23 protein-coding genes are annotated in these 25,692 nt (G+C 30.3%); 5 read left to right on the forward strand and 18 right to left on the reverse strand.

Annotation, left to right across the window (positions count from 1 at the left end):
- Positions 1-257: 257 nt before the first annotated feature.
- A complete protein-coding gene (locus CLHOM_RS06215) occupies positions 258-653 on the forward strand; it encodes a CoA-binding protein (protein WP_052220839.1) in 396 nt (131 codons plus the stop codon).
- A gap of 64 nt (positions 654-717) precedes the next feature.
- Here CLHOM_RS06215 and CLHOM_RS06220 read toward each other — a convergent pair whose 3' ends face one another.
- The 13 genes from CLHOM_RS06220 to CLHOM_RS06280 form a co-directional block, all read right to left on the reverse strand.
- On the reverse strand, positions 718-2,070 hold the full coding sequence (locus tag CLHOM_RS06220; RefSeq protein ID WP_052220840.1) for a TIGR00366 family protein: 1,353 nt from the start codon (positions 2,068-2,070) through the stop codon (positions 718-720).
- A 124-nt stretch (positions 2,071-2,194) separates the two neighbouring features.
- The gene (locus CLHOM_RS06225) at positions 2,195-2,854 is read right to left on the reverse strand and encodes a 3-oxoacid CoA-transferase subunit B (protein ID WP_082204371.1); all 660 of its coding nucleotides are present in this window, start codon (positions 2,852-2,854) and stop codon (positions 2,195-2,197) included.
- 2 nt (positions 2,855-2,856) lie between these two features.
- On the reverse strand, positions 2,857-3,510 hold the full coding sequence (atoD, locus tag CLHOM_RS06230) for an acetate CoA-transferase subunit alpha (protein WP_052220842.1): 654 nt from the start codon (positions 3,508-3,510) through the stop codon (positions 2,857-2,859).
- A gap of 457 nt (positions 3,511-3,967) precedes the next feature.
- The gene (locus CLHOM_RS06235; RefSeq protein WP_052220843.1) at positions 3,968-4,390 is read right to left on the reverse strand and encodes a MaoC family dehydratase; all 423 of its coding nucleotides are present in this window, start codon (positions 4,388-4,390) and stop codon (positions 3,968-3,970) included.
- A 39-nt stretch (positions 4,391-4,429) separates the two neighbouring features.
- Positions 4,430-5,737 (reverse strand): acetyl-CoA hydrolase/transferase family protein, encoded by a 1,308-nt coding sequence (locus CLHOM_RS06240; protein ID WP_052220844.1) that lies wholly within the window; start codon positions 5,735-5,737, stop codon positions 4,430-4,432.
- 60 nt (positions 5,738-5,797) lie between these two features.
- Positions 5,798-6,832 carry a 3-oxoacyl-ACP synthase gene (locus CLHOM_RS06245; RefSeq protein ID WP_052220845.1) on the reverse strand — a complete coding sequence of 345 codons (1,035 nt, stop codon included), beginning with the start codon at positions 6,830-6,832 and terminating at the stop codon, positions 5,798-5,800.
- A 153-nt stretch (positions 6,833-6,985) separates the two neighbouring features.
- Positions 6,986-8,386, reverse strand: a complete 1,401-nt coding sequence (locus CLHOM_RS06250) for a sigma-54 interaction domain-containing protein (protein WP_200903902.1) — start codon at positions 8,384-8,386, stop codon at positions 6,986-6,988.
- Positions 8,387-8,594: 208 nt separating this feature from the next.
- Entirely contained in the window at positions 8,595-9,416 is an 822-nt protein-coding gene (locus CLHOM_RS06255; protein WP_052220847.1) for an alpha/beta fold hydrolase, read from the reverse strand.
- A 180-nt stretch (positions 9,417-9,596) separates the two neighbouring features.
- Positions 9,597-11,090: a threonine synthase gene (gene thrC / locus CLHOM_RS06260; RefSeq protein ID WP_052220848.1), complete on the reverse strand. Its 1,494-nt coding sequence runs from the start codon at positions 11,088-11,090 to the stop codon at positions 9,597-9,599.
- A 28-nt stretch (positions 11,091-11,118) separates the two neighbouring features.
- On the reverse strand, positions 11,119-12,408 hold the full coding sequence (locus CLHOM_RS06265; protein ID WP_052220849.1) for a homoserine dehydrogenase: 1,290 nt from the start codon (positions 12,406-12,408) through the stop codon (positions 11,119-11,121).
- Positions 12,409-12,539: 131 nt separating this feature from the next.
- The gene (locus tag CLHOM_RS06270) at positions 12,540-13,730 is read right to left on the reverse strand and encodes a TlpA family protein disulfide reductase (protein WP_052220850.1); all 1,191 of its coding nucleotides are present in this window, start codon (positions 13,728-13,730) and stop codon (positions 12,540-12,542) included.
- Positions 13,731-13,745: 15 nt separating this feature from the next.
- Positions 13,746-14,045 carry a hypothetical protein gene (locus tag CLHOM_RS06275; RefSeq protein WP_052220851.1) on the reverse strand — a complete coding sequence of 100 codons (300 nt, stop codon included), beginning with the start codon at positions 14,043-14,045 and terminating at the stop codon, positions 13,746-13,748.
- A gap of 24 nt (positions 14,046-14,069) precedes the next feature.
- Positions 14,070-14,903, reverse strand: coding sequence for a cytochrome c biogenesis CcdA family protein (locus CLHOM_RS06280; protein WP_052220852.1), 834 nt, complete (start codon positions 14,901-14,903; stop codon positions 14,070-14,072).
- Between the two features lie 548 nt (positions 14,904-15,451).
- Between CLHOM_RS06280 and CLHOM_RS06285 the strand changes: the two genes are divergently transcribed.
- Positions 15,452-16,186, forward strand: a complete 735-nt coding sequence (locus tag CLHOM_RS06285; protein ID WP_052220854.1) for a LytR/AlgR family response regulator transcription factor — start codon at positions 15,452-15,454, stop codon at positions 16,184-16,186.
- The gene (locus CLHOM_RS06290; protein WP_052220855.1) at positions 16,179-17,522 is read left to right on the forward strand and encodes a sensor histidine kinase; all 1,344 of its coding nucleotides are present in this window, start codon (positions 16,179-16,181) and stop codon (positions 17,520-17,522) included. Before CLHOM_RS06285 ends, CLHOM_RS06290 begins: the two co-directional genes overlap by 8 nt.
- Here CLHOM_RS06290 and CLHOM_RS18130 read toward each other — a convergent pair.
- Complete coding sequence (locus CLHOM_RS18130) at positions 17,497-17,640, reverse strand: cyclic lactone autoinducer peptide (RefSeq protein WP_139205675.1); 144 nt, start codon at positions 17,638-17,640, stop codon at positions 17,497-17,499. The two genes, CLHOM_RS06290 and CLHOM_RS18130, sit on opposite strands and share 26 nt — an antisense overlap.
- A gap of 170 nt (positions 17,641-17,810) precedes the next feature.
- Between CLHOM_RS18130 and CLHOM_RS06295 the strand changes: the two genes are divergently transcribed.
- Positions 17,811-18,413 (forward strand): accessory gene regulator ArgB-like protein, encoded by a 603-nt coding sequence (locus CLHOM_RS06295; protein ID WP_052220858.1) that lies wholly within the window; start codon positions 17,811-17,813, stop codon positions 18,411-18,413.
- A 10-nt stretch (positions 18,414-18,423) separates the two neighbouring features.
- Here CLHOM_RS06295 and CLHOM_RS06300 read toward each other — a convergent pair whose 3' ends face one another.
- Positions 18,424-18,966, reverse strand: coding sequence for a CPBP family intramembrane glutamic endopeptidase (locus tag CLHOM_RS06300; RefSeq protein ID WP_052220859.1), 543 nt, complete (start codon positions 18,964-18,966; stop codon positions 18,424-18,426).
- Between the two features lie 748 nt (positions 18,967-19,714).
- Here CLHOM_RS06300 and CLHOM_RS18280 point away from each other — a divergent pair.
- A complete protein-coding gene (locus CLHOM_RS18280) occupies positions 19,715-22,408 on the forward strand; it encodes an extracellular catalytic domain type 1 short-chain-length polyhydroxyalkanoate depolymerase (RefSeq protein ID WP_074782965.1) in 2,694 nt (897 codons plus the stop codon).
- A 43-nt stretch (positions 22,409-22,451) separates the two neighbouring features.
- Here the strand turns inward: CLHOM_RS18280 and CLHOM_RS06310 are convergent, their stop codons facing one another.
- The 3 genes from CLHOM_RS06310 to CLHOM_RS06320 form a co-directional block, all read right to left on the reverse strand.
- A complete protein-coding gene (locus tag CLHOM_RS06310; RefSeq protein WP_052220861.1) occupies positions 22,452-23,288 on the reverse strand; it encodes a DegV family protein in 837 nt (278 codons plus the stop codon).
- Positions 23,289-23,300: 12 nt separating this feature from the next.
- Complete coding sequence (locus CLHOM_RS06315; protein WP_052220863.1) at positions 23,301-24,164, reverse strand: DegV family protein; 864 nt, start codon at positions 24,162-24,164, stop codon at positions 23,301-23,303.
- Between the two features lie 82 nt (positions 24,165-24,246).
- Complete coding sequence (locus CLHOM_RS06320; RefSeq protein WP_052220864.1) at positions 24,247-25,536, reverse strand: sensor domain-containing diguanylate cyclase; 1,290 nt, start codon at positions 25,534-25,536, stop codon at positions 24,247-24,249.
- Positions 25,537-25,692: the final 156 nt, after the last annotated feature.

Below are 25,692 nucleotides of genomic sequence, written 5' to 3' on the forward strand. Positions count from 1 at the left end.
AGGCTACTGGTTAGGTATTACCTGATGGGATTTTCCCACTATATATTAATAACTTACTAATGAAATAGAATTTCTTCCATTTCAAGAGGAAGCTTCACGCTTTCGCGTGTTGCTTCGCAGCTCGCACTTGTATTTATATTATATCATTTTTAATAAATTAATGTTTATATTTTACTTTAATAAAGAAATAATATATAATATAGTTAAATAACATACCCCCCGGGGCTATATGTAATTATAAATAAGGAGGTATTCACATGGAACCAAAAGAATTGCTTGATTATAAAAATTGGGTAGTAGTAGGAAAAATATCAGATCCAAAAAAATTTCCCTTTAAGATACTAAGATCTTTAGAGGAAGGAGCTTATAATGTAAAGGGAGTTTATTCAAAAGATGATAGCGGTGAGGCCTTTAAAACTTTAAGTGATGTTCCTTATAAAATTGACGTGATGGATTTATGCATTAATCCTGCTCTTGGAATAGAAATTGTAAAAGAAGCCAAAAAACTAGGCGTAGATAAAATTCTACTTCAGCCAGGTGCTGAAAGTGACGAAATTTTAGATTACTGTAAAAAAGAAGGTATAACTGCTATACAAAACTGCGCCTTAGTATTATTGTCTCATTATAAAAATATTAAAACTTATCATAGTTAAAGTAAAAGGATGAAGCACTGCTTCATCCTTTTTAACTCTACTTTAGTAATTTTTAAGACATTTATCACGCCAGGAAGAAAAATGCTGCCGATACAACTATTCCGGCATATATAAGGTCCATTAAACAATATCCCATTATATCCTTAGCATTTAATCCTGCAATAGCAAGAGCTGGTAAAGCCCAGAATGGTTGAATCATATTTGTCCACGCATCTCCCCAAGCAATACCCATCGCAACTACTGATGGTTCTACTCCAATTTTAACAGCAGCAGGCATCATTATAGGAGCTTGAACTGCCCATTGTCCACCACCAGATGGTACAAAGAAGTTTATGATACCAGCACTTAGGAATGTGAATAGAGGGAATGTTTTAGGTGTTGAAATAGCAACGAATACATTAGCGATTTCTGCTGCAAGTGACATTCCTGCTGCAGATTTTCCTACCATCATACCCATTATACCTGCATAGAATGGGAATTGTAGTATGATTCCTGCTGCTCCCTTAGCTGCTTCAGTAATGGCAGCAACAAACTTTTTAGGAGTTCCATGAAGTAATACACCTAAGAATAAGAAGATAGCATTAACGATGTCTAGGTTCAAATTGAATCCTTTATTAATAAAGTAACCAATAATATAAGTAAATCCCATAAGTGCAACAAGCAAAGAAATTATTCTGCTGTTTTCTATCTTATCAGCAGGTGTCATGTGTTCTTTCTTCATTTCTACTACTACTTCTTCAACTAGTAGTTTAGGATCTACAACAACAGTATCCTCTTTATTTGGCATCATAGCCTTATTTAATAATGGAAGCGTAATCAATAATATTGCAAGCGCTACTAAGTTATAAGTTGAAAATAATGTTTGACTAGTTGGTATTGCATTGGCTATAACTCCTGCTGTAGCTTTTTTTACAGCATCTCCACCACCTGCTACTGTTAAAGGTATGGAACCTGAAAGTCCAGCATGCCAAACCATAAAACCAGAATATGCAGAAGCTATAAGTAATCTATAGTCTACACCTTTAACTTCCTTTGCAAGTTCTTTAGCAAAGATTGCTCCAATTATAAGTCCAAATCCCCAGTTTAACCAGCAAGCAATTGTAGAAATAACAGTAACCATTATGATTGCTTGTGCACCTGTTTTAGGAATTTTAGCAAGTTTCTTTAGTCCTCTTTTAAAGGCTGGAGCATTTGCAAGCGCACTTCCTGTAACTAATACTAATGCCATTTGCATTGAGAACGCTAGTAAACTCCAAAGTCCATTACTCCAATGACCTACCATTTGAATTGGGGTTTGTTTTGTAACTGTAATTCCTAATATAAATACTAAAAACGTTAATAAAACCGCAAAAATAAATGGATCTGGTAAATACTTCTGAACTACACTTACGCAAGCTTTGGTAATTTTTTTAAACATTGATACACACTCCCCTTTTTTAATTATTTTTAATCCCAATACTAAACTTATTAATTACTAATCTCATTTATTAATCTTAATTAATAATTTAGTTATCAATACGTTTAGTATTGAAAATGTTACTCTATATTTCCATAACTTTTAGGTCATCGGCAATAATTAATTCTGCTTCAGTGGCAGCTTTTACATCCTCTGCTGTGTAACCCTCACCAATTTCTCTTAGTACTAATCCTTCTTTAGTAACTTCCATTACTCCCATTTCAGTTATTATCAAGTTAACTTGTCCTGCCGCTGTTAGCGGTAGATTACACTCTTTTAATATTTTTGGACTTCCTTTTGCAGTATGTTCCATAGCTACGATAACCTTTTTAGCTCCTACAACTAAATCCATAGCTCCACCCATTCCTGGTACCATTTTGCCTGGTATCATCCAGTTTGCTAGATTTCCTTTCCCATCTACCTGAAGTGCTCCAAGAACAGTCATATCTACATGTTCACCTCTTATTATCGTAAAAGACATGGAACTATCAAAAAATGCGGCTCCTGGGTGGATAGTAACATATCCCCCTCCTGCATTAACAAGGTCCTTATTTTCCTTTCCTGCTTCGGGAGCAGGTCCAATACCAACAAATCCATTCTCCGATTGAAGGGTAACCTCAATTCCTTCTGGTATATAGTTAGCTACCATTGTAGGAAGACCAATCCCAAGGTTTACTACATCTCCATCCTTAAGCTCCTTTGCTACTCTTCTTGCAATTATTTCTTTTAAGTTCTTCTTTTCCATATTTATTTGTCCTCCTTTACAATATAGTCAATAAATATTCCAGGAGTCATTACATCATTTGGATTAATTTCGCCTATTTCAACTAAGTTTTCTGCTTCCACAATAACTATATCAGTAGCTGTAGCCATTAGAGGATTGAAGTTTCTAGTCGAATAGTTATAGTAAACGTTTCCTTTTTTGTCGACTTTAGATCCAAATATTATTGCTATATCAGCTTTTAGAGGCTTTTCCAAAATATATTCTTTATCATCAACTGTTATTTTTTCTTTTCCATCTTCTACTATTGTCCCTATTCCAGTAGGAGTTAATATACCTCCAAGTCCTGCTCCACCTGATCTTATTCTTTCAGCTAAGGTTCCTTGAGGCACTAATTCAACTTCCATTTCTCCAGCATTCATTTGTCTGCCTGTTTCAGCATTAGTTCCAATGTGGCTTGCTATTACTTTTTTGACTTGTTTATTTACAACTAACTTACCTACTCCTCTATCTATAAAAGAAGTATCATTACAAATAATAGTTAAATCCTTTACACCTTTTTCAACTAAGGCATCTATAATTTGGCATGGACTTCCCGTAGCCAGAAATCCTCCTACCATTATTGTAGTACCGTCTTTAATCTTTGAAACGGCTTCTTCAAGAGTAATTAGCTTATTCATGTGCTCTCCTCCTTTATAATATATATTATTAATTGCATTATATGCAATAATAAACTATTAAAATTAATATTACCAATTATATTATACATATATGTTTACTGTCTTAATATATATTCCCAATTACATTATATATATATGTTAACAATTAAAATTTATATTGTACCTTATATTAAACATAGTAATAAATCATTTAATTATATATAATTAATCATATTATCCACATTAATTAACCATTTAATTGTTTATTATTAATTATATTATGAGCATGAATAAACTTCTTAAAGTGATTTTGTATACTATTTATGTTATAACAATATTATACTCTAAAATTATCAATAGTACATAGCTAATTTTAATTTTGATTTATATTTTAAAGATATATTGATTTGAAAAATAGAAAGCACTAAATCAAATGTATTTGATTTAGTGCTTTCTATTTTGGCTATTATATATTATATTATATAGCTTTAGGAGGCATAACTTTTGCTTGACCTTCTATAACTACTTTTCCCTCTTGATTTGTTACAGTTGTCTTAAGAACTAATCTGTTCTTTTCTACATTTCTTTCAATTACTTCTGCTTCAGCTGTAACTGTATCTCCCATTCTAACTGGAGATAAGAATCTTACTTCTTGGCTCATATATATTGTTCCTGGACCTGGAAGATACATTCCAAGAACTGTTGAAATTAAACTTGAAACTAACATTCCATGACAAATTCTGCCTTTGAACATTGTTTTTTCAGAGTCTACTTGATTAACATGTGCAGGATTTAAATCTCCAGAAATACCTGCAAATAGATATACATCAGTTTCTGACATAGTTTTTGTAAAGGAAGCTTTATCTCCTAATTGAATTTGATCAATTGTCTTTCCTATCATATTAATATTTCCTCCCATAAATAATAATTTGACTTATTATTACCAAAGCATTAATTTCTTAGCTTCTTTTCTTAATTCTTCTCTAAAATCAGGATGAGCTATTGCACATAAGTCATTAACTCTTTCCTTAATAGTTTTTCCTCTTAGACGAGCAACACCATATTCAGTAACAACATATTCTACATCATTTCTAGATAGAGAAACTGCTGCACCTGGTTTTAATGTTGGAACTATCTTGCTTATTGGGTTGCCTGTTGCTTTATCAACAGCAGTTGAATATAAAGCAATTATAGATTTTCCACCAACACTTCTTTGTGCTCCTATTGCTGTATCAGCTTGACCGCCTGTACCACTGAATTGTTTTGAGCCAAGAGATTCTGAACAGCATTGTCCTGTTAAATCGATTTCTAATGTAGTGTTAATAGATACTTGTTTATAATTTTGTCCTATAACATATGGATCATTTACATAGTTACCATTCATTATAGCAACTCCTGGATTTTGATCTATAAAGTCATAAAGCTTTTCTGAACCAAGAGCCATAGTTGCAACAGAAATACCTCTATGTAATGTTTTTCTGCTGTTTGTTATAACTCCTGCCTCTATAAGATCAATCATTCCATCATTGAATAATTCAGTGTGAACTCCTAGATCTTTTTTATTCATAAGAGCTCCTGCAACTGCATTTGGAATTCCACCTATACCAAGCTGAATTGTAGAACCGTCTTCAACTAATTCAGCAATGTAGTTTCCTATCATTTTGTCCTTCTCAGTGCTTGGTGCATATGGGAAAAGTGGAATAGGTCTTGCAGTCTCATACACAAAGTCAACATCACTAATGTGAACGTTTGTATCACCAAAAGTTCTTGGGTAGTTTGGATCAATTTCAAGTATAACTATATCAGCAGTCTCCAATAATAGCTTTTCATAAGTTGCTGATAAAGATAAGTTGAAATATCCATGTTTGTCCATTGGAGTAGCTGTTCCAACAAACATTCTTGGTGCTGTAGTACTTATTCTGTCTGTTGCTGATTTATGAAGATGATTTGGTACAAAGTTTGTAGTTCCAAATTCATGAGCTTTTCTTATAGGTGGTGTATAAAACCATGCTGCATTTGTAAAATGCCCAGCCATTTCTGGATTTCTAAAGAACTCATAATCTCCCATGTTAAGGCAAGTATATATACGAACATCTTCTACTCTATCCTTAACTTCGTGAATCCTTGCCATAAAATCCATTGGTTCCATTGCAGCAAGTCCTGCAACTATATCCATATTTGACTCAACCTTTTGAAGTGCTTCACTTAAAGTTATGAGCTTCTTTTTATATTGTTCATTGTAATTCATATCTATCCCCCTATTACTTATTTTCACCAGTTGCATTTTTCTCTATGTACTCTGTATTTATTATTCTTGTACTGCTCCCCATCTGATTACGTTTGCAGCCCATGCATATCCTATACCAGCTGCTATCATAGAAACTATGGTACCTTCTTTAACTTTTCCTTCTTGAAGAGCTAAGTGTAATGATAATATTTGGTCTACTTGTCCGATATGACCATAATCGCTTAAGTATATTGATTGATCTTCTGTTAATCCTAAGTTGTTTAGCATTCCTATATGTTGAGAATATTTAAAATGAAGAACTGCAAGATATCCAACATCTTTTCTTGTTAAGCCTGATTTTTCAAGTGATTTATCTATACAATTCATCCAATTTGGCATAGAAATCACGTTTAGTGCATCCTTCATGTGCTTAGCATCCAAAAGTCTTAGTGATTTATATGCTTCGTTAATATTGTCAACTGTCATTGGATTTACTATACCACCAATTTCAACACCAGCATCTCTAGCTAATGAACCATCTGACATTATATGAGAGCCTAAAAGTTCATTCTTACCGTAGTTTTTCTTAAGTATAATAGCTCCAGCACCTGCACCAAGATTATACATCATTGACATATCTTTGTCAGTATAGTCAATAAAGTCTCCATTTCTATAACCGCCAACTACCATAATAGTGTCTACTTCATCGTCAGCCATAAGCATATCTTTAGCAATTTTCATTCCAGCAACACATGTACAACACCTTTGTTGAATATCAATTGCCCAGGCATTTCTTGCTCCAATTTTTTCTTGAATATAAATTCCTGAAGTTGTTAATGGGTATTCCTTCCACTCTTCACCCATGCATAATATTACATCTATATCCATTGGGTCTACACCAGTATTTCTTAAGCAGTCAAGAGCTGCCGCTGCACCCATTTCTTGCGTTCCATCTTCTAAGCTTTCTCCTGGAACACACTTTTGATTAATTCCAAGCTTTGATTTAACCGCCTCTTCAGTCCATACTCCATTTGTTGCATCAGCAATTTCCTTTGCTGTCATTATTTTTTTAGGCAAATAAATACCTGTCCCCACAATACCTACATGTTTTCTCATTGTAACACCTCCTGAATTACTTTCATCGTTTTTAATGTAAGCAATAATCGTGCCACATTTTCAAGACAAAAAAACACAAAATACAGGATAAAACAATGAATTTTTATTGCTCTATCCTGTATTTATTTGAAACAGTGTATGTATTTGTTACAATTATACCTCAAGTTCATACTCTTCTATTTTTCTATATAAAGAAGCTCTTGGTATATTTAATTTCTTAGCAACCTCACTCTTGTTATTATTGCATTCCTTTAGGGTCTTAATTATTACTTCCTTTTCAACAGAGTCTAAAATCTGTTTTAAGCCAGATTCCTCAGACATATTAGCAACAATGTTGTTTGCTCCCTTACCTGTTTGTTTTAACATATATGCTGGGAAATCCTCTTCAGTAATATCTACATCTTCTGCATTAACCGAAACCTTTTCAACTATATTTCTTAATTCTCTAACATTACCTGGCCAATTATAGTTAGCAAGAATAGCCATACAATTATCTGGCATACGTCTATATATTCCTGTCTCTTTATAAAATTCCCCTAGGAACTTATCTACTAAATCAGGTATATCTGTTTTTCTATCCCTTAAAGGTGGAATTTCTAATGTCAAAACGTTTAACCTATAATATAGGTCCTCTCTGAACTCTCCTTTTTCAACCATTTCCTTAATGTTTCTATGAGTTGCACATACTACTCTCACATCAATTTTCACTGGAGTTTTAGATCCAATAGGTTGTACTTCTCTTTCTTGCAAAACTCTAAGTAATTTTGCCTGCATATGCAATGGCATTTCACCTATTTCATCTAGAAAAATAGTACCTCCATTAGCTAATTGGAACTTACCTATATGACCACCTTTTTTTGCACCTGTAAAAGAACCTTCTTCGTATCCAAAAAGCTCAGCTTCAATAAGATTTTCTGGAATAGCAGAACAGTTAATTCCTACAAAAGGTTGGTCATTTCTATTACTTTCATTGTGTATTGAATGAGCAAATAATTCTTTACCCACTCCACTTTCCCCAAATATTAAAACATTAAGATTAACTCTGGCAATTTTCTTAACTTTTCCTTTACAATTAATTATGGCTGCGGAGTTACCAATAATATTACTTAGAGTATATTTTGCTGCGTTTAATCTTGCAATAGTACTTTTATAAAGTCGCAATTCTTTATCTAAAACCTTATATCTATCTATAACCTCTTGCATTGCAGAAATGTCTTCAAAAAGAATCATTCCAAAGCCCCCACTTAAAGAACCATCATCGTCAATAATAGGTATTCTGTGTACTATGGCATCTTTCCCATTAGAAAAGGTATGTTTCCAGGCTATCTCTGCTTGTCTAGATTCTAAGGTATCTAAAAATCTTGAAGTTTTCTCTACATGGGTAACTACTTGTCCAAGAAAATATTCTTCAGTATTACCAAGAAAATCGCAAAAAGCTTTATTTATATATATTAAAGTGCCATTTTGATCAATAACGTCAATAGGAACTGGCAACTTTCCAAAAACTGAATTGCAAAAATCATAAAATTCTTTCGATTTAAAAAACTTTGCCAAGCTTCTCATCTCCCCCACAGTATCTATTGCTATTATAACAAATTTTTTGCAATTATACAAAATACATATAAAATAATTATTGATAACGTCTACATTTTTAAGAACAATAAATACCATTTTTACTAGTTTATTAACATATATGGTTACATATTATAAATTTAAAAAACCATTAGCTTAAATAAGCTAACGGTTTTTTAAATTTATAATATTATTTAACTACTATATTCTTATTGTAAGTCTTCAAGAAACCTACAATAGCTGCTGCAAACTCGTATGATTTTTCATACATAGCCCCATGTCCAGCATCTTTCATAATAAGCATTTTAGAATCTTTTATTCTTTCATGTATCGCTATTTGATTTTCTAAAGGAGTAAGAATATCCAAGTCTCCTCCCATTACTAAAGTAGGAACTTCAATTTTATGAATTTCATCAGTAATATTTAAGCTATGAGCACTTCTGATAGCTCTTCTGAAGCCTTCATACCATTCAGGAGTAAGTGTTTGATTAAATAATTCTGCTCTTCCCTTTAGCCATTCTGAATTTTCTCTATAAAATTTAGAAGAATATATAAATGGCATTGTAGCATTGAAGAATACCATTCCATCATAGGTGCTTGCAGCATAATCCCATGCTTCTTCTAGATCCTGCATTAAAGCATTGGTTTCACTTACAGTATTAGATAATATAAGTGTAAGTAGTCTATCCTGATATTTTAATGCAAACTGCATTGCAACTTCTCCGCCGAAGGAGATTCCAAATAGATGTACTTTTCCTAGATTAAGCTTGTCTATTAACTCTTTTAATACTTCTACGTGCAAATCTTGTGTATAAGGCTTTGTTTCCTTACTTGAAGCTCCTTGATCAAAGAAGTCAATAAATATAGCTTGATAATCTTCAAAAGCATCCTTAAATGGTGCCCAACTTAAAGTACTCATCATAATACCATTTAAAAATAGCAATGGTTCTCCATCTTTTTTTCCGTACACTTCATAATTTATTTCGTAACCCATTACATTAACTTTAGACATTTTTGTCACTCCCATCTCTTTTATTACTTTAAACCCTTTTATGTAAAAAATAAACCCATAGATTTTTCAAGCATAAATCATGCCAAATTTTTTCAGGTTATTTTTTCCTTTATTTTGTAAAAAAAAATTATAAAAGAAGTAAAAAATTTTTTTAATTTTTTACTTCTTTCTATTTAACTTCTAAAAATTTAAATATTCTTGTACTGCTTTTTTCATATCCTCTTTATTGCATACAGTCTTATGAACAATTTCTCTCTTATTAATATCTTTTATAGCTAAAGGCTCTTCCTTATTTAAAAGGCTGCTCATTTCCTTAACTAATTGGAAATCATTGTAATCTGCATACTTGTTATCTATTGAATTCATAACAGCATATGTAAATTTGTAAGGACTTGCAGTTGACACAACGACAGCTTTTGTATTATCCTCTGAAACTTTCACATATCTTTCATTTACACTATATGCTACTGCAGTATGAGTATCCATAATATATTTATCTTTATTATATAAGTCACTTATAGCCTTTTTAGTTTCTTCCTCAGAAGCATAACCTCCGAAAAAGTCTTTTAAATTACTTCTCATGGCATCGTTAATCTTATAGCTTCCATTAGAATCCAAGCTATCCATTAGCTCCTTAACCATTTTTGAATCTTCACCGCTTAAGGCATATAATAATCTCTCTAAATTGCTGGATATTAATATATCCATAGAAGGAGAGATAGTTGTATAAAATTCTCGTCCTTTATCATAAACTCCTGTACTGATAAAATCATATAAAACTTTATTATCATTTGATGCACATATTAACTTGTTTATTGGTAGTCCCATTTCCTTTGCATAATATGCTGCAAGTATATTTCCGAAATTTCCTGTTGGTACAACTACATTTATACTTTCATCCTCAGCTATTTCTCCCTTAGAATAAAGCTTTAAATAAGCATAAAAATAGTAAACTACTTGTGGAACAAGTCTTCCAATATTTATTGAGTTAGCGGAAGAAAACACATAATTATTTTCTTCTAATGTTTTCAAGAACTCCTCATCTCTGAAGATTCTCTTAACTCCACTTTGAGCATCATCAAAGTTACCTTTTATTCCAATTACATGAGTATTATTGCCCTTATGAGTTATCATTTGCATCTTCTGTATTTCGCTAACACCTTCTTCAGGGTAAAATACTATTATTTTAATTCCAGGTATATTAGTAAACCCTTCTAAGGCTGCTTTTCCTGTATCTCCAGAAGTAGCAGTTAGAATTACAATTTCTTTTCCTAAGCCTTGTTTTTTAGATGATGTAGTAAGAAGGTATGGCAATATTGATAATGCCATGTCCTTAAAAGCAAGGGTTGGTCCATGAAATAATTCTAAGAAATAAGAATCACCAACCTTAACCATAGGTGCTATTTCTTCTGTATCAAACTTATTGTCATAAGCATTATTAACGCAATTTTTTAACTCTTCTTCAGTAAAATCAACTAAAAATTTGCTTAATACATAGTAAGCAAGCTCCCTATAATTCATACTTGCAAGCTCTTTTAACTTCAAATCTATTTTAGGAATTCTACTTGGAACAAATAAGCCTCCATCCTCTGCAATTCCCTTTAGTATAGCTTCTGATGCAGAGATGCCGTTTTGTCCACCCCTAGTACTTTTATAATATATTTTTTCTTCCATAATTCCACTTCCCCTACTATCTGTATTTTTATTCCATTTTCTCCACTCTAATTATGTTTTCTACTTTATCTACAAAACTTAGAGAATTGATTTCTTCAATAGATTTATTGATATTTCCTTCAAGAGTTTTATGAGTTACAAATACTAAAGTTACATACTCTTGTCTTTTTCCCTTTTGTATTACAGATAGTAAACTTACATTATGTGCTCCTAATATACTAGATATTCTACCTAAAACTCCAGGTTCATCTTTTACAGTAATTCTTATATAATACTCAGAAGTTGTTTCTTCCATTTTTCTTATGCGTTTTAAGTTTCCACTTTTGCTTTCGCTTAGCTTAAATATTGGGTCATTTACATTTCTTACAATAGATATAACATCCGCAACAACAGCACTTCCAGTAGGAAGATCCCCTGCCCCTCTACCATACATCATTAGCTCTCCAACTGCGTTTCCTTTTATTAGGATAGCATTAAAAGAGTCATTTACATTAGCTAATGGATGTCTTTCAGGTATCATTGTAGGATGAACTCTTAATTCAAGTACTCCATTATCATCTTTAACAATTGCCAAAAGCTTAATTACATAACCAAATTCTTTTGCATACTCAATATCCATAGCATCTATTTTGCTAATTCCTTCTCTGTATACTAAATCTGGATTAACAAGCTTTCCAAAAGCAAGATAAGTTAAAATGCTAAGCTTATAAACTGCATCAAATCCTTCAACATCTGATGTTGGATCTGCTTCAGCATAACCTTTATCTTGAGCTTCCTTTAAGGCTGTGCCAAAGTCCATATTGTCTAAATACATTTTTGTTAATATATAATTTGTTGTACCATTTATTATTCCTATTATTTCTTCAATTTTATTTGCAGTTAAGCTTTCATTAATTCCGTTAATTATTGGAATTCCACCGGCTACACTAGCTTCATAGCAGAATCGCACTCCTTCTTCCTTTGCTGTTCTTATAAGTTCTGCTCCTGTTGTAGCAATAACAAGCTTATTTGCTGTAACTACGTGTTTCTTCTTTTTCATAGCTTTAATCATGTATTCTTTTGCAGGATCAATTCCACCCATAACTTCAACAACTATCTTGATACTCTCATCATTAAATATGTCATCTGGATTTGTGGTTATTAATTCTTCTGGAACATCAACACATCTTTTTTTGTTTGGATTTCTAACAAGAATTTTACTAATCTGAATATCACATCCTGATCTTTCTTGTATCTCCTCTATGTTCGTCTTTAATATTTCGAAAACTCCTCCGCCCACATTTCCTAAGCCTAATAATGCAATATTAATTTTGTCCATTTTAATACCCCCTCGTATATTTTTTGCCCCAATAAAACTGTATTCTTACTGAATATAGGAATATTTCATTACAGTATACATACCCTTTATAAAGTATAATTATACTTATATTTTGACAAATAATAAAGTACCTATATATATTTTTTAATTTTAAAATTACAACTTAAACCCTTTAAAATACTTAAAGCTGATTTAATAATCCATATTACAACAATATTCCCTAATATTAACCCTAAACTATAAAGAACTCCTATATAAATCTTATTCAATAATATCTGATTTCCCTTTATGCTCTTTATTATCAATGAATAATATGTGTTATTGTTATATATTTGAGAGTTCATAAGTATAAATCCACTTAAAAAAGAAAGAATAATTACAATTTTACTATTAAAAATATGAATAATTTTATCAACCAGTTTACTATTATTTCTGCTTCCTAAGATAAAGTTGATTATTAGTTCTCCAATTATTATACCGAATAAAATATATAATCCTATTTTTATAGCTTCAACATATTTAACATTTGAAAGTTCTGGGATTTTGTTAGATAAAATCAAGATATTAAATATTAAAATTGAGATTATATATATTGCTCCTATTAAAACCTTTTTACTTTTTCTAAAACTTAAAAAGTAGAAGAATAATAAGGAAAATAGGATTAAGAATATGGATTTAAAATTATCCCCCATACCGGCTTGCACAAAGTTAACTTGATTAATTTCTCCAGTTTTCAAGTCTTTTTCAACTTTATATTGTAAAGTAGTTTCTTCTGATTCTGTTGAATTATCATCTACATTAATATTACCACCATTAATTGCTTCTTTACCATTTAAAATAGCTTCTATATCTTCTAGAATATTATTTGTAATCTCCTTTGAATATCCTAAGTAAGGATATTTTTCATTTATGAAAATAAAAGGTATTTGACTTTTTATCTCTTGAGGAATTTGATTTTTATCAGCAAATTTCTGAAAATAATTCACAACTTCTTTTGAATCTATCTCCCAAACTCTTATTGCAACAGTATCTTTGTTATACTTTGAATAAATTATATTTGGGAATTCTCCCTTTAATTCCTTGCAATGTGGACACCAAGTAGCTGAAAATACAGTAATCCTTATGGGAGCCTTTTGAAATTCCTCATCAGTGTAACTTGATAATCCTTCTTCTGATACTAATCCTTTTACTGGAATATTACCTAATACATTCTCTTCTGAAAAAACTATAACTGAATGGTTAATAGTAGTAATTATTACTACTATTAACCCTATAAGAACCTTAAATACATATTTCCTTAATGTCAAATTTAATTTTCCCATAATCTCTTTCACCTCTTAATAAATTACTATAATATACTCACCTTTTAAATTATATAACTCCAGTAACCAGTCCACCTCTGAAGACTTGTATCTCTTCCCATTTTCTAATTTTGAAGCAGTATCCCTACACGTATTATAATCTATTCTTCTTCTTTCCAATATGCATGGACTTGATACTCCAAATAATTTCTTTCCTTCTATTTCATAAATTTTTTCTGCCAAAGGAAGTTTTATTAATGGCTTATCTATTATTGTTTTTTCATCCTTATCCATGACTATTATTTTAGCATTTGTATATTCTAAATTATCTTTCATAACTAACACTACCCTTCTGAATTTTTATAAAACAGAAATAAGATTTAATATAGAAATTACTCCAAATATAAACATAATCACTGCAGTAACGTATTTTATAATGAATAATTTATTAAATAATAAATCTGTCATATCCATAACCTCTCTCCCTTTATTAATTATAAAACTAATTACAATAATAGGGAGAACAAATCCTAGATTAAAAATAAACAGATACGCTATTCTTAAACTTGCATCTAACTTATGAATGGTTACCATTGTAGCTAAATATACTTGTCCAGTACATAATAGTTCGGATACGGTAACAATAAAGCCCAGTAGTAAGCTTACTAAATATTTAAATCTAAGATTAGCAAATTTTTTTATAGTATTATGAATAAACACCTTGTTTTTATTTGGTAATTGAAGCTTAATATTTCCAACATCGTACTTTTTTGCACTAATACCATCCCTTATGTTCATATATGTAAGTAAAAAAGCTACTATAGCCGTGAAAGAGTATATTATAATATGAAAATTAGTTATATATTTTCCAAGATAAATAACCTTTAATATTCCAAGTCCTGCTAGAAAATATGAAATAAATGTGCCTATTGCAAACATGATACCCAATAAGATAATATTGGTATTTTTCGAATCATTAGCAAGGGAAAAGGTTATAAAGAATAAAAGCATAGATAAAGCACATGGATTTATTCCATCTATAATACCTGCAAGAATAACAATTATAACATTCAAATCTTCTCCACTTCTTAACTTAGATATTATAAATTCCCCAGTTATAAGGCTATCTTTAAAAATTACTATTGCAATAATTAATAATGATATTATTATTAAGGTCTTATAATATTTTTTCACTCTATCCCTTCCTTATCTGTTAATTATTAATAATCATATTTTTTCTGAATATATGTAACAAATTGATACGCTGTGTCAAATAGATACAGAACATTATATTAACAATTTAGAATATTGTTCTGTATTTTGGGTTCTATAAAGTCGTGTACATTTTGGCATGATTATTGCTGAGGAGATATTTGTCGAAAATATTAATCCATTTAAATTATATCATCTATAAATTCAAAAAACTATCTTATGCATATATAATTTTTCATATTTTAGTAATAAACAGCTAAAATATGCTTTAATGTAATTAATACTCATTTAATGCCAAAATTGTATTTCAAACAGTATCTCTGTAAATAAAATAGCTGATTGATCACTGTAATGATGTGCCTATTCTTAAAGAGATTCTAGGATGTATATACCTTCTTAATCGACATTAAGTCGACTTTTTAGCAAATAAACTGTCACCCTTACATTACCTGGAACAAATTGCATAAATTCTAATGATATGTCATTTAATATGTATCATTATTCTATAGTAATTTTTGGGAGGAATTGATATGCTGAACATTATTATTTGTGAAGATGATAGTTATTATAGGGAAAAATTTGAAAATATAATAAAAGCTGAAATAGTAGATTTAAAACTTAATTTGAAAACTGATTTATCAACAAACAATCCTACAGATGTTATTAATCATATAATTAGCAAAATAGGTAACAGCTTTATTTATTTTTTAGATGTTGAGTTAAAAGCAGATATCAATGGAATAGAACTTGCTAAAATTATAAGAAAATATGATTCAAGAGGATATATCATATTTGTTACCTCTCATACAGAGTTATCAAATTTGACTTTTAAATATAAAGTACAAGCTTTAGATTATATATCTAAATTTGATACTAATAACTTTAAAAATAGTATCTCTGAATGTTTGCTAGAAGCCTATAATGATTATAAAAATAATTACCTTGAAGAGAAAGGCTTTATAGAAATAGATTTAGGAAACAGAATAATTAAATTTTCCTATGATGAAATCTTATTTTTTGAAACAACAACTGTTGACCACAAGCTGAGACTTCATACTAAGGCTGGTCATTTTGAGTTCTATGGAAAAATAAAGGATTTAGAAGTTAAATTACCTGCATATTTTAGTAAAACTTATAGATCATATTTAGTTAATACAAACAATATCAAATCAATAAATAAGCATACAAATACTATTAGTATGATAAATGATGAAACTTGCTACGCTTCAAAAAAATTTATAAAAGGATTGAAAAAGAATGTTTGATATAATAATGAATATTCTCAATGTTCTTACTTTATCTTTTAATGTCAGTATCATCGCAAGTAATATTAGTGGTATAAAAGCAACAATTAAACATATTTTTATTACAACTATAACTATCTTTATTCCAAGCTATTGGTTATTCATTTTTAAAATGAATAACCTTCTAGTACCACTTTCTGTAATCATAATATTTCTACTTTATTGTTCAATTTTGAAAAATAAATACTCTGCCCTATTAATATCTGTTTTCACACAAGTTATTTTTGCTTTAAGTGATGCTATTGTTGGTATCGTTTTCGTAGTTATTTTAAAAATAGATTATTCTCTTATAACAAATAACATAGTGATAGCCTTAATGCTATCTTTTGCAATTATTTCAGTCGCATATATTATAAGTAAATCTTTTAATGTGTTTATTAGAAAGCAATCTTTTATTTCTCTTAGTAGATTTATTAAAAAAGATGCAAGCATATTTGCTTTCTCTTTAACTGTAGTATTGATTTCTATTTACTTATATACTAGGATATTCAAATACTGGTCTCAATCGCCAAGTATAACTTTTTATATGTCAAATTTACTTTTAATAGTAAGTTTCTTTATCTTTTTAACCTTAATTATATATTTAAATTATAAAAACATTAAAAAAGATTTAGAAAACATACATAAGGAAGCTGATTTAAATCAACTTAAAGAGTATACTGAAATGCTTGAAGCTGTTTCAAGTGATTTGAGAAGCTTTAAACATGACTATGTGAATATAATTCAAATTATTGGGGATTACCTTGATTCTAAAAAAATAGATGAATTAGATGCATTTTACAGAAATGAGTTAATGCCTGAAAGCAAAAAAATATTAGCGAAAAATAGATCTTTTATATTACTTCAACACATTAAAATTATACCCTTAAAAGGGCTAATATCTTCTAAAGTTGTTATTGCCCAATCGAAAGGAATCAATGTTAGATTAGAAATTTCTGAAGACATTCATGAATTATCAATAAACTTAATAGATATATGTAGAATTGTTGGAGTCCTATTTGATAATGCCATTGAGGCAGCTGAAGTTTGCAATGATAAATTTATAGAATTTTTAATATATCGTGATGAAAATAGTACTGTATTTATTCTAAGTAATTCTTGTTCTGAGGATGTGCCTCCTATTTATAAAATTTATGAAAAAAACTTTTCTACAAAAGGCAGCCAAAGGGGCATCGGATTGAAGTCCGTGAGAAATATTATTAACGAAAAATATAAAAATGTCACTTTGACTACTCATATTGAAAATTCTGTATTCACCCAGGAGCTAATAGTTAATCTACCTTATACAAAGATTTAGGCATTTTACTTTCTTCAGTATACCACCAAATACACATGGAGGATGAAGTAGCGGCAACAGCCATTGCAATTGAGCAAATCAATAAGGCTAATCTTTTTCCTATTATTGAATTTTTCATAATAAATCTCTCCTTTATCATAAAATAATAAATACTTTTTAATTTGAATAGTAGTTTAACATAGTACTCTAATATATTTCCATAATATTTCATAAAATCAACCATTTCTTTCGTGAAATGTCATTGATAAGGACTTTATTAATAAAAATAATTTTTTAGGCGGTGTTATCTTGAATATTATAAATAGATTTTATAATTCTTTTTTTAGCTATATAAAGATTAATTTAGGAAAGTCAGAAGAAGATATAGAAAAAATTAGATATGGTCTGCAAGTTATATTTATGAATATATTTAAAATGATTATTTTATTTGTCACCGCATATTTTTTAGGACTATTTAAATATACTTTGATATCACTTTTATCCTTTGGATTTATTAGAACTTTCTCCTGTGGAGTTCATGCAGACTCCAGCATAAAATGTATTACATGTAATTTTATAATCTTTTTAGGAAATGTATTATTAAGCTTAAGTTTTTCATTGAATTTCATTTCCATGGTTATATTATTTTCAATAAGCTTAATTCTAATTATTAAATATGCACCGGCAGATACTGCTGAACGACCGTTGGTAAGTAAAAAGTTAAGGAGAACTTTAAAAATAAAGTCATGTATTGCGGTATTATTATTATTTTTATTAAGCATATTACTTACCAATCCAATTTATAAAAATATATTGGTCTATTCTGCCTTACAAGAATCATTTTTAATTACTCCTTTAGCCTACTCCATTTTGAAAAAGCCTTATAGAAATTATGAAAATATAGAAATTTAGAATATATTACTTAACCAAGACCAATCCATATAATTATATTAAAAACTGAATGACATATTATTGGCACCCATAAGGAATCAGTTTCTTTAAACAAATAACCTAAAATAAAACTAACAACAACTAAGCTTTTAGTAGAATCTATAATATTAACTCCATTAAGTAACCAGTTTGGTATATGTATCGTTATAAATAGCAGTGTTGTTAATAAATTTGCTGCAATAAAATCCGTATGCTTAGTAAGTTTTTGAAGTATAAAGCCCCTAAAAGGTATTTCTTCTAATATACCAACTGTTAGCCCACTGATCCAAAGTATTCCTATATTAAAATTAATGTTATTGAAACCTACTATTAATTTTTTTAATATAAGTACTAATATAAATAAAATGCTTATAACAAAGCCTTTTATAAAATTTTGCTTTATGTTTTTGGTGAGTTTTAAAAATTCTAAGGGGGATACCTTGTCTATAAATTTTAGATAAAAGATAACTGGAAATATGAAAATTAGTAGATATATTAATAAATTTATTATAAATAACACATTTTCGTCTGTCATTTTAATCACATCCATATTTTTTCTCTATAACTGTTATTTAAACTTGTATGTTAATGGAATTTAACATACAAGCTTTACATTGTCAAGTTAACAGACCCCTTTTGTTGAAATTGGATGTATTTTTTATTGTAAACTAACACAAACCATGTGGTATACCGTAAGACCTCTTTATTATGTCGTAAAATATTAAAAAGCTAATTCGCGACATAAAAATGCCCTCTAATGGTATTAGTATTTACTAAATTTCTATTATATTTTAATATTGCAGTATAGAATTTATACAATTCTTTGTAACTGTTTACACATCATTTACACCAACTGCATAAGTCCTGTTTAATAAGTTTCAATGATATAATATACCTTGTATAATTTTAAGACACTGTCATAAAATTATACATTTAATTTAAGACAATCTTATAGATATTAATATTATGTTAAGTATTTATGCACTTTACGAAGTAATTCATCAATATCAAACGCTTGGCATGATTTATGCTATTTATAAAATTGTCGGAAAAGGTTACATTTTTGTGTAGACTCGTGTAAACATTTACATTATTATGTCATTTACATTTATACAATAATGTAATAATGATTAATTTTTCAATCATATTGAAAACGTTATCTTTAAATTCATAAGTTATCTATAATCTTTACACATATGAAAGGAGGTGAATCTTTAATTATTATTCATAATATTAAATAATAGAATATTTATCAAAACTAATTTTGAATTGGAGGGGTTATTTTGAAATCAAAAGGACTAAAAGTTTTATGTGCTCGTTTAGCTTTAGCATTTACTCTTTCTTTAGGATTTACGTCATTATCTCCATTACAAGCCTTTGCTACAGGAACGTTCACTACTATTACTTATAGTGGTAGAGAGTACAAGCTTTATGTACCAAGCGGTTATACTGCTGGCTCAAACTTACCTTTAGTAGTTATGCTACACGGATGTACTCAAGATCCAGATCAATTTGCAGCTGGTACACAAATGAATGCTTTAGCTGAAACTGAAAACTTCTTAGTAATGTACCCTAAACAGACAACATCTGCAAATCAAAATGCTTGTTGGAACTTTTTTGAGCCAACTAGTCAAACAAGAGGTTCAGGTGAGCCAGCTCTTATAGCAGGTATGGTTAATGATGTTAAATCTAAATACTCTGTAAATAACGAGGCTGTTTTTGTAACTGGATTATCTGCTGGTGGTGCTATGACTGCTATTATGGGAGCTACTTACCCAGATGTATTCAAAGCTATAAGTGTTGGTGCTGGTTTAGAATATAAAGCTGCTACTAGCATGACTGCTGCTTTCACTGCAATGAGCAGTGGTGGTCCAGATCCTGTAGCTCAAGGGCTAGCTGCTTACAATGCAATGGGATCATATGAAAGAGTAGTACCTACAATGGTATGGCACGGAACTTCTGATTCTACTGTTGCTCCAGTTAACGGAAACCAAGTTCTTACTCAATGGGCCGAAACAAACGATCGTGCTGATGACGGTTCTTCAAATAATTCAATAGACGATGTTGCTGACCAAACAATAACTGGTCAAGTGCCTGGTTCTAGTGGAAGAGCTTATACTAGATATATATACAATGATGCTAATGGAAACTCTATAATGGAAAAATACTTAGTTACTGGAATGGGACATGCTTGGTCTGGCGGAAGCACTGCTGGAAGCTATACTGATCCAAATGGTCCAAATCAAAGTCAACTTACTTGGGAATTCTTTAAAAGTTTTATGGCTGACACTGTAGCTCCTGTAACAACTGCTAGCCCAGCTGGTGGCTTTTACACTTCTGCTGTAAATGTTACTTTAACTGCTAATGAAGCTGCTACTACTTACTATACTTTAGACGGAACTACTCCAACTACAAGCTCAGCTGTTTACAGTGCTCCTATAGTTATTAGCGATGACTCAACATTAAAATACTTCAGTGTTGATGCTGCTGGTAATCAAGAAGCTGTACAAACTCAAGTTTATCAATTTGGTGAAGATACAATAGCTCCTATAACTACTGCAAACAATGCTGGTGGTACTTATACTGGATCTGTAAATGTTACTTTATCTACTAACGAAGCAGCTACTACTTACTATACTTTAGATGGAACTACTCCAACTACAAGTTCAGCTGTTTACAGTGCTCCTATAACTATTAGTGCTGATGCAACATTAAAATACTTCAGTGTTGATACCGCTGGTAATACTGAAGCTGTACAAACTCAAGTTTATAATATTGAAATAAGCTACGAAACTGCTACAGGAACAGCTACAGAACACTATGTTGCTGGTAGATTAGATGCAGCAGGATATATAGAAATGGGTACAAAATATGGCTACTCAACGCCATTTAACTTATATAAAGTAGAAGGATCTTCTGTTTGGACTGATGTTAACCCTGCAGGAACAACAGATACAACAGCTCCTGTAACTACTGTAAGCCCAGCTGGCGGTACTTACACTTCTGCTCAATCAGTTACTTTAACTCCTAATGAGTCCGCTACTACTTACTATACTTTAGATGGAACTACTCCAACTACAAGTTCAACTGTTTACTCCGGTGCCATCAATATTAGCGCTAATACAACATTAAAATTCTTCAGTGTTGATACTGCTGGCAATCAAGAAGCTGTTAAAACTGAAACTTATACTATTCAAGCTCCCCCTGTAGATACAACAGCTCCTGTAACTACTGCAAGCCCAGCTGGCGGTACTTACACTTCTGCTCAATCAGTTACTTTAACTCCTAATGAGTCCGCTACTACTTACTATACTTTAGATGGAACTACTCCAACTACAAGTTCAACTGTTTACACTGGTGCCATCAATATTAGCGCTAACACAACATTAAAATTCTTCAGTGTCGATACTGCTGGTAATACTGAAGCTGTTAAAACCGAATCTTATACTTTCCAATCTGCTGGAACAGTATTCAACTCAATAGATGCTGAAGATGGATATGTTGGTCAATTAACTTCTGATGGATACAGCACTACAACTTTAAAAGTTGGAGATAAGGGAATGTATAATGCTAACACATACTACTCAATCTTATCTTTTGATACTAGTTCTCTTGGATCTGCTTCAATTGGAAGTGCTAAATTGAGAATATACAGAAAAGCTTTAACTGGAAGTGTAACTGGAATTAACGTTGATATAAAATCTGGATACTTTGGCACAAGCAGTGCTTTAGCTCAATCAGATTACAGTGCTAGTGCTTCTCTTATTGATGTTGCTACTGGAAATGTACCAGCTTCAAATAATGATTATGTTGACATTCCATTATCATCATTATCATTATCCTATATCAATAAGTCAGGTAAAACTCAATTTAGATTAAAAGGAGTGTCTACAACTGATTCTATAGCTGATTCACTTGAGATCTACGGTGGAGACAGCACTCAATATGCTCCTCAATTAATTATTACAACAAACTAAATCTAAGAAAGAGTGGTAGTTGCTACCACTCTTTCTTTTACTATTAAAAAGCTATAACTATACCTCCATCATCTGCATATGTGGAGCTAAGTCCTGCCATTTCAACAATAAAAACATCTTGAAAATTATATTTTTTTAATACCTCTTCTTTAAATTTCTGAGCTCTTTCAAAGCAATTACAATGGGCAATTCCCAGTACCTTTTGTTCTAAACTTTCTCCTTCTTCACCTATAATATCAAGCAACCTTCCAAAAGCCTTTTTATATCCTCTTGTCTTTTCAACTAATCTTATGGTACCCTCTTTTGTGGAACCCATAATAGGCTTAATTGATAACATATTGGCCACTTTTGCAATAATCGGATTTAATCTACCTGCCTTAGCTAAATGCTCTAGACTCTCTAATAAAAAGAATGTTTTCATTTCATGAATATATTTTGTTACTATTTCTACTATCTCTAATTCTTCTATGTCTTTCTTGGATAATTCATTTATCTTCAATGCAACTAATGTTTCACCAACAGAAGCACTTAAGGAATCAAAAACATGTATAAATTTGTTCCCTATTTCATCTAAAAACAAGTCTTTTGCAAGCACTGCACTATTATAGCTTCCGCTTAATTTTGAAGACAAGGTTACTACAAAAACACTGTCCTCTCCTTGATACTTTTTCATATATTCTTCTGGAGAAGGGCAAGATGTTTTAGGAGCAACTTCACACATTTCCATATCTTTAATATAACCCATAACATCTAACTTATCATCATCCACATATTCTTTGTCCTTTAACTGCAAAATCAAAGGGGCAAGTTCTATGTTTAAACTTTTTTTTATATCCTCAGATAAATCACAACTACTGTCTGCAACAATTTTAACTTTCACCAATTTTCACCCCTACTTTTCTTCCTTTGCATTTAAAAAGAATACTGCTATAGTCCCTGGACCTGAATGAGCTCCTATTACACTTCCTACTGTGTTTATTAAGAATTCCTTGCATCCATACTTTTCTTCTATCATCTGTTTCATTTTTTCTGCTTCATCTAGGCAGTCCCCATGTGATATACCTATTATTTGATTCTTTAAATCTACTCCTCGTTCTCCAACTATATCAACTATTCTTCTTAGTGATTTTTTTCTTCCCCTAATTTTCTCTATTGGTATAAGCTTACCCTTCTCTACATTAAGAACTGGCTTTATGTCTAATAGTCCACCAATGAAAGCTGATGTTCTACTGACTCTTCCTCCCCTAAAAAGATATTCTAAGGTTTCAACTGTAAAAATATGCTCCATATGTTTTATATAAAAATATATTCTAGATAATATTTCTTCTTTACTTTTTCCCTTCATTACCATCTTTGAGGCTTCATAAACTACTAATCCAAAACCTACTGATGCACAGCCTGTATCAATTGTATACCCATCAAAATCAGGATATAATTCTAGAACCTCTTCTTTTGCAATGGTTGCTGCCTGAAAAGTTCCAGAAAGTCCTGATGAAAATCCTATATATATGCAAGTCTCCTTTTTTTCTGCATATTTTATAAAAGCTTCTCTAAATTTACTTGGAGGCACCTGAGAAGTCTTGTACACTTTTCCTTCTCTCATATGAGAATACATTTGCTCTGGTTTAATATCCACACCATCTAAATAATCAACTTCACCTAAATGTACAGAGAGTGGCAAAACTTCTATATTATTTTCCCTAATAATATATTCTGGTAAATCACACCCACTATCTGTTAATATCCTTATAGTCATTCTATCATCCCCTTATAATAAAAAATCCTACTATCTTATTTTACACTATTATTGGTAATTATTATTACTTTTTATATAAATTTTAGGAGATAATAAAACTATTGTGTTTTTTTCTCATTGCTTTTTGCTTGTACATTTCTTCGTCTGCTTCATCAAAGAGTTTTAGGAAAATATCTTTATCAATTTTACCTTCATATTTAGCTATCCCATAAGATATAGATAGAGGAATCTTAAGTTCATTTCCACGGTTCATTAAATCTTCATCAATTGATGCTAATCTAGCTTTTATTTCCTCCTCATCTGAGCCAATGACTATGGATAAGAATTCATCTCCTCCAAGTCTTATGAGAATATTTTTTTTATCAAAATTATTTTTTAGAATGTTGACAGTTTGTAAAATAGCCTTATCCCCTTTAACATGTCCAAATTTATCATTAATTATTTTTAAATTGTCCATGTCAAAAACTATTAATATAGTTTTCTCATAGTTACTTACAAATATATTATTAATTACCGAATCTAAATACATTCTATTATATAATCCTGTCATAAAATCAATGCACATATTTAAACTTAAATTTAAGTTTTTTTGTAACTCTTCTTTGTAATTTGAAAGTGCTTTTTCAAAGGGTGCTTTAATATTCTCAAAAAATATAGCATAACAAATAAAAACATAAGATATAGCTTTAAAAACATGACCTAAGGCATTAAATATTCCATATACATCAAAATACAAAGTAAAATATGCTTCTCCTATAATAGCAAAAATAAAGCTTTGCGCAAATAACTTTACTATATTTGTTTCAAAATACTGTTTATTTTTGTATAGCAAAAATATGTTTATTACGTTAATTGCTATAATAACATATTCACTAATAATTTTAAATTTAGTCAAACCTATACCATCTAAATAGCAATCTGGAAAATAACTAGTAAAAAATATACTATATAAAGAGGCGACAGTAAATACAAAGTAAACGATTGCAATCCTGCTTTTATTAATTCTCTTGTTTAGCCATATAAATGCTATTAAAAATGAAATGCTTTCTACATATCTAACAAGAATCCAAAGTTGAGTAGGTATATTCGCCCCACTGCATATAATATTAACTCCTTTATATGATAAAACGTGAAAAAAATCTATTATTGCTACAGACAAATACGCAATTCCTATATTATTTACTAGCGAATTTGATTTAGATGAATAGCTTGAAAATCCTAAAATTGCAATAGATGAAGCAATAACAACGCAAAAAATTTCTAGAATAAAATGAAATAAAATATAATTTCTTAAAGATATATATAGACTCATAATCAATAGTAAAATAACAATTAATACCTTACAATTGGTTTTCTCCTTCGTAATTTCCACACCCCTTAAGAAAGACAATAAATTATATTTCTTATTATGATATATTTATACATTTTACGTCATATAAATACTGTATTATTTTAATTATTGTTCATGAAAATTAAAAATCCTTTATAAATTTAATATAACATAAATTCATCCTTAACACAAAAAAAG

Origin of the sequence: Clostridium homopropionicum DSM 5847, from assembly GCF_001263795.1 — a bacterium.
In the GTDB taxonomy this organism is placed as follows: domain Bacteria; phylum Bacillota; class Clostridia; order Clostridiales; family Clostridiaceae; genus Clostridium_H; species Clostridium_H homopropionicum.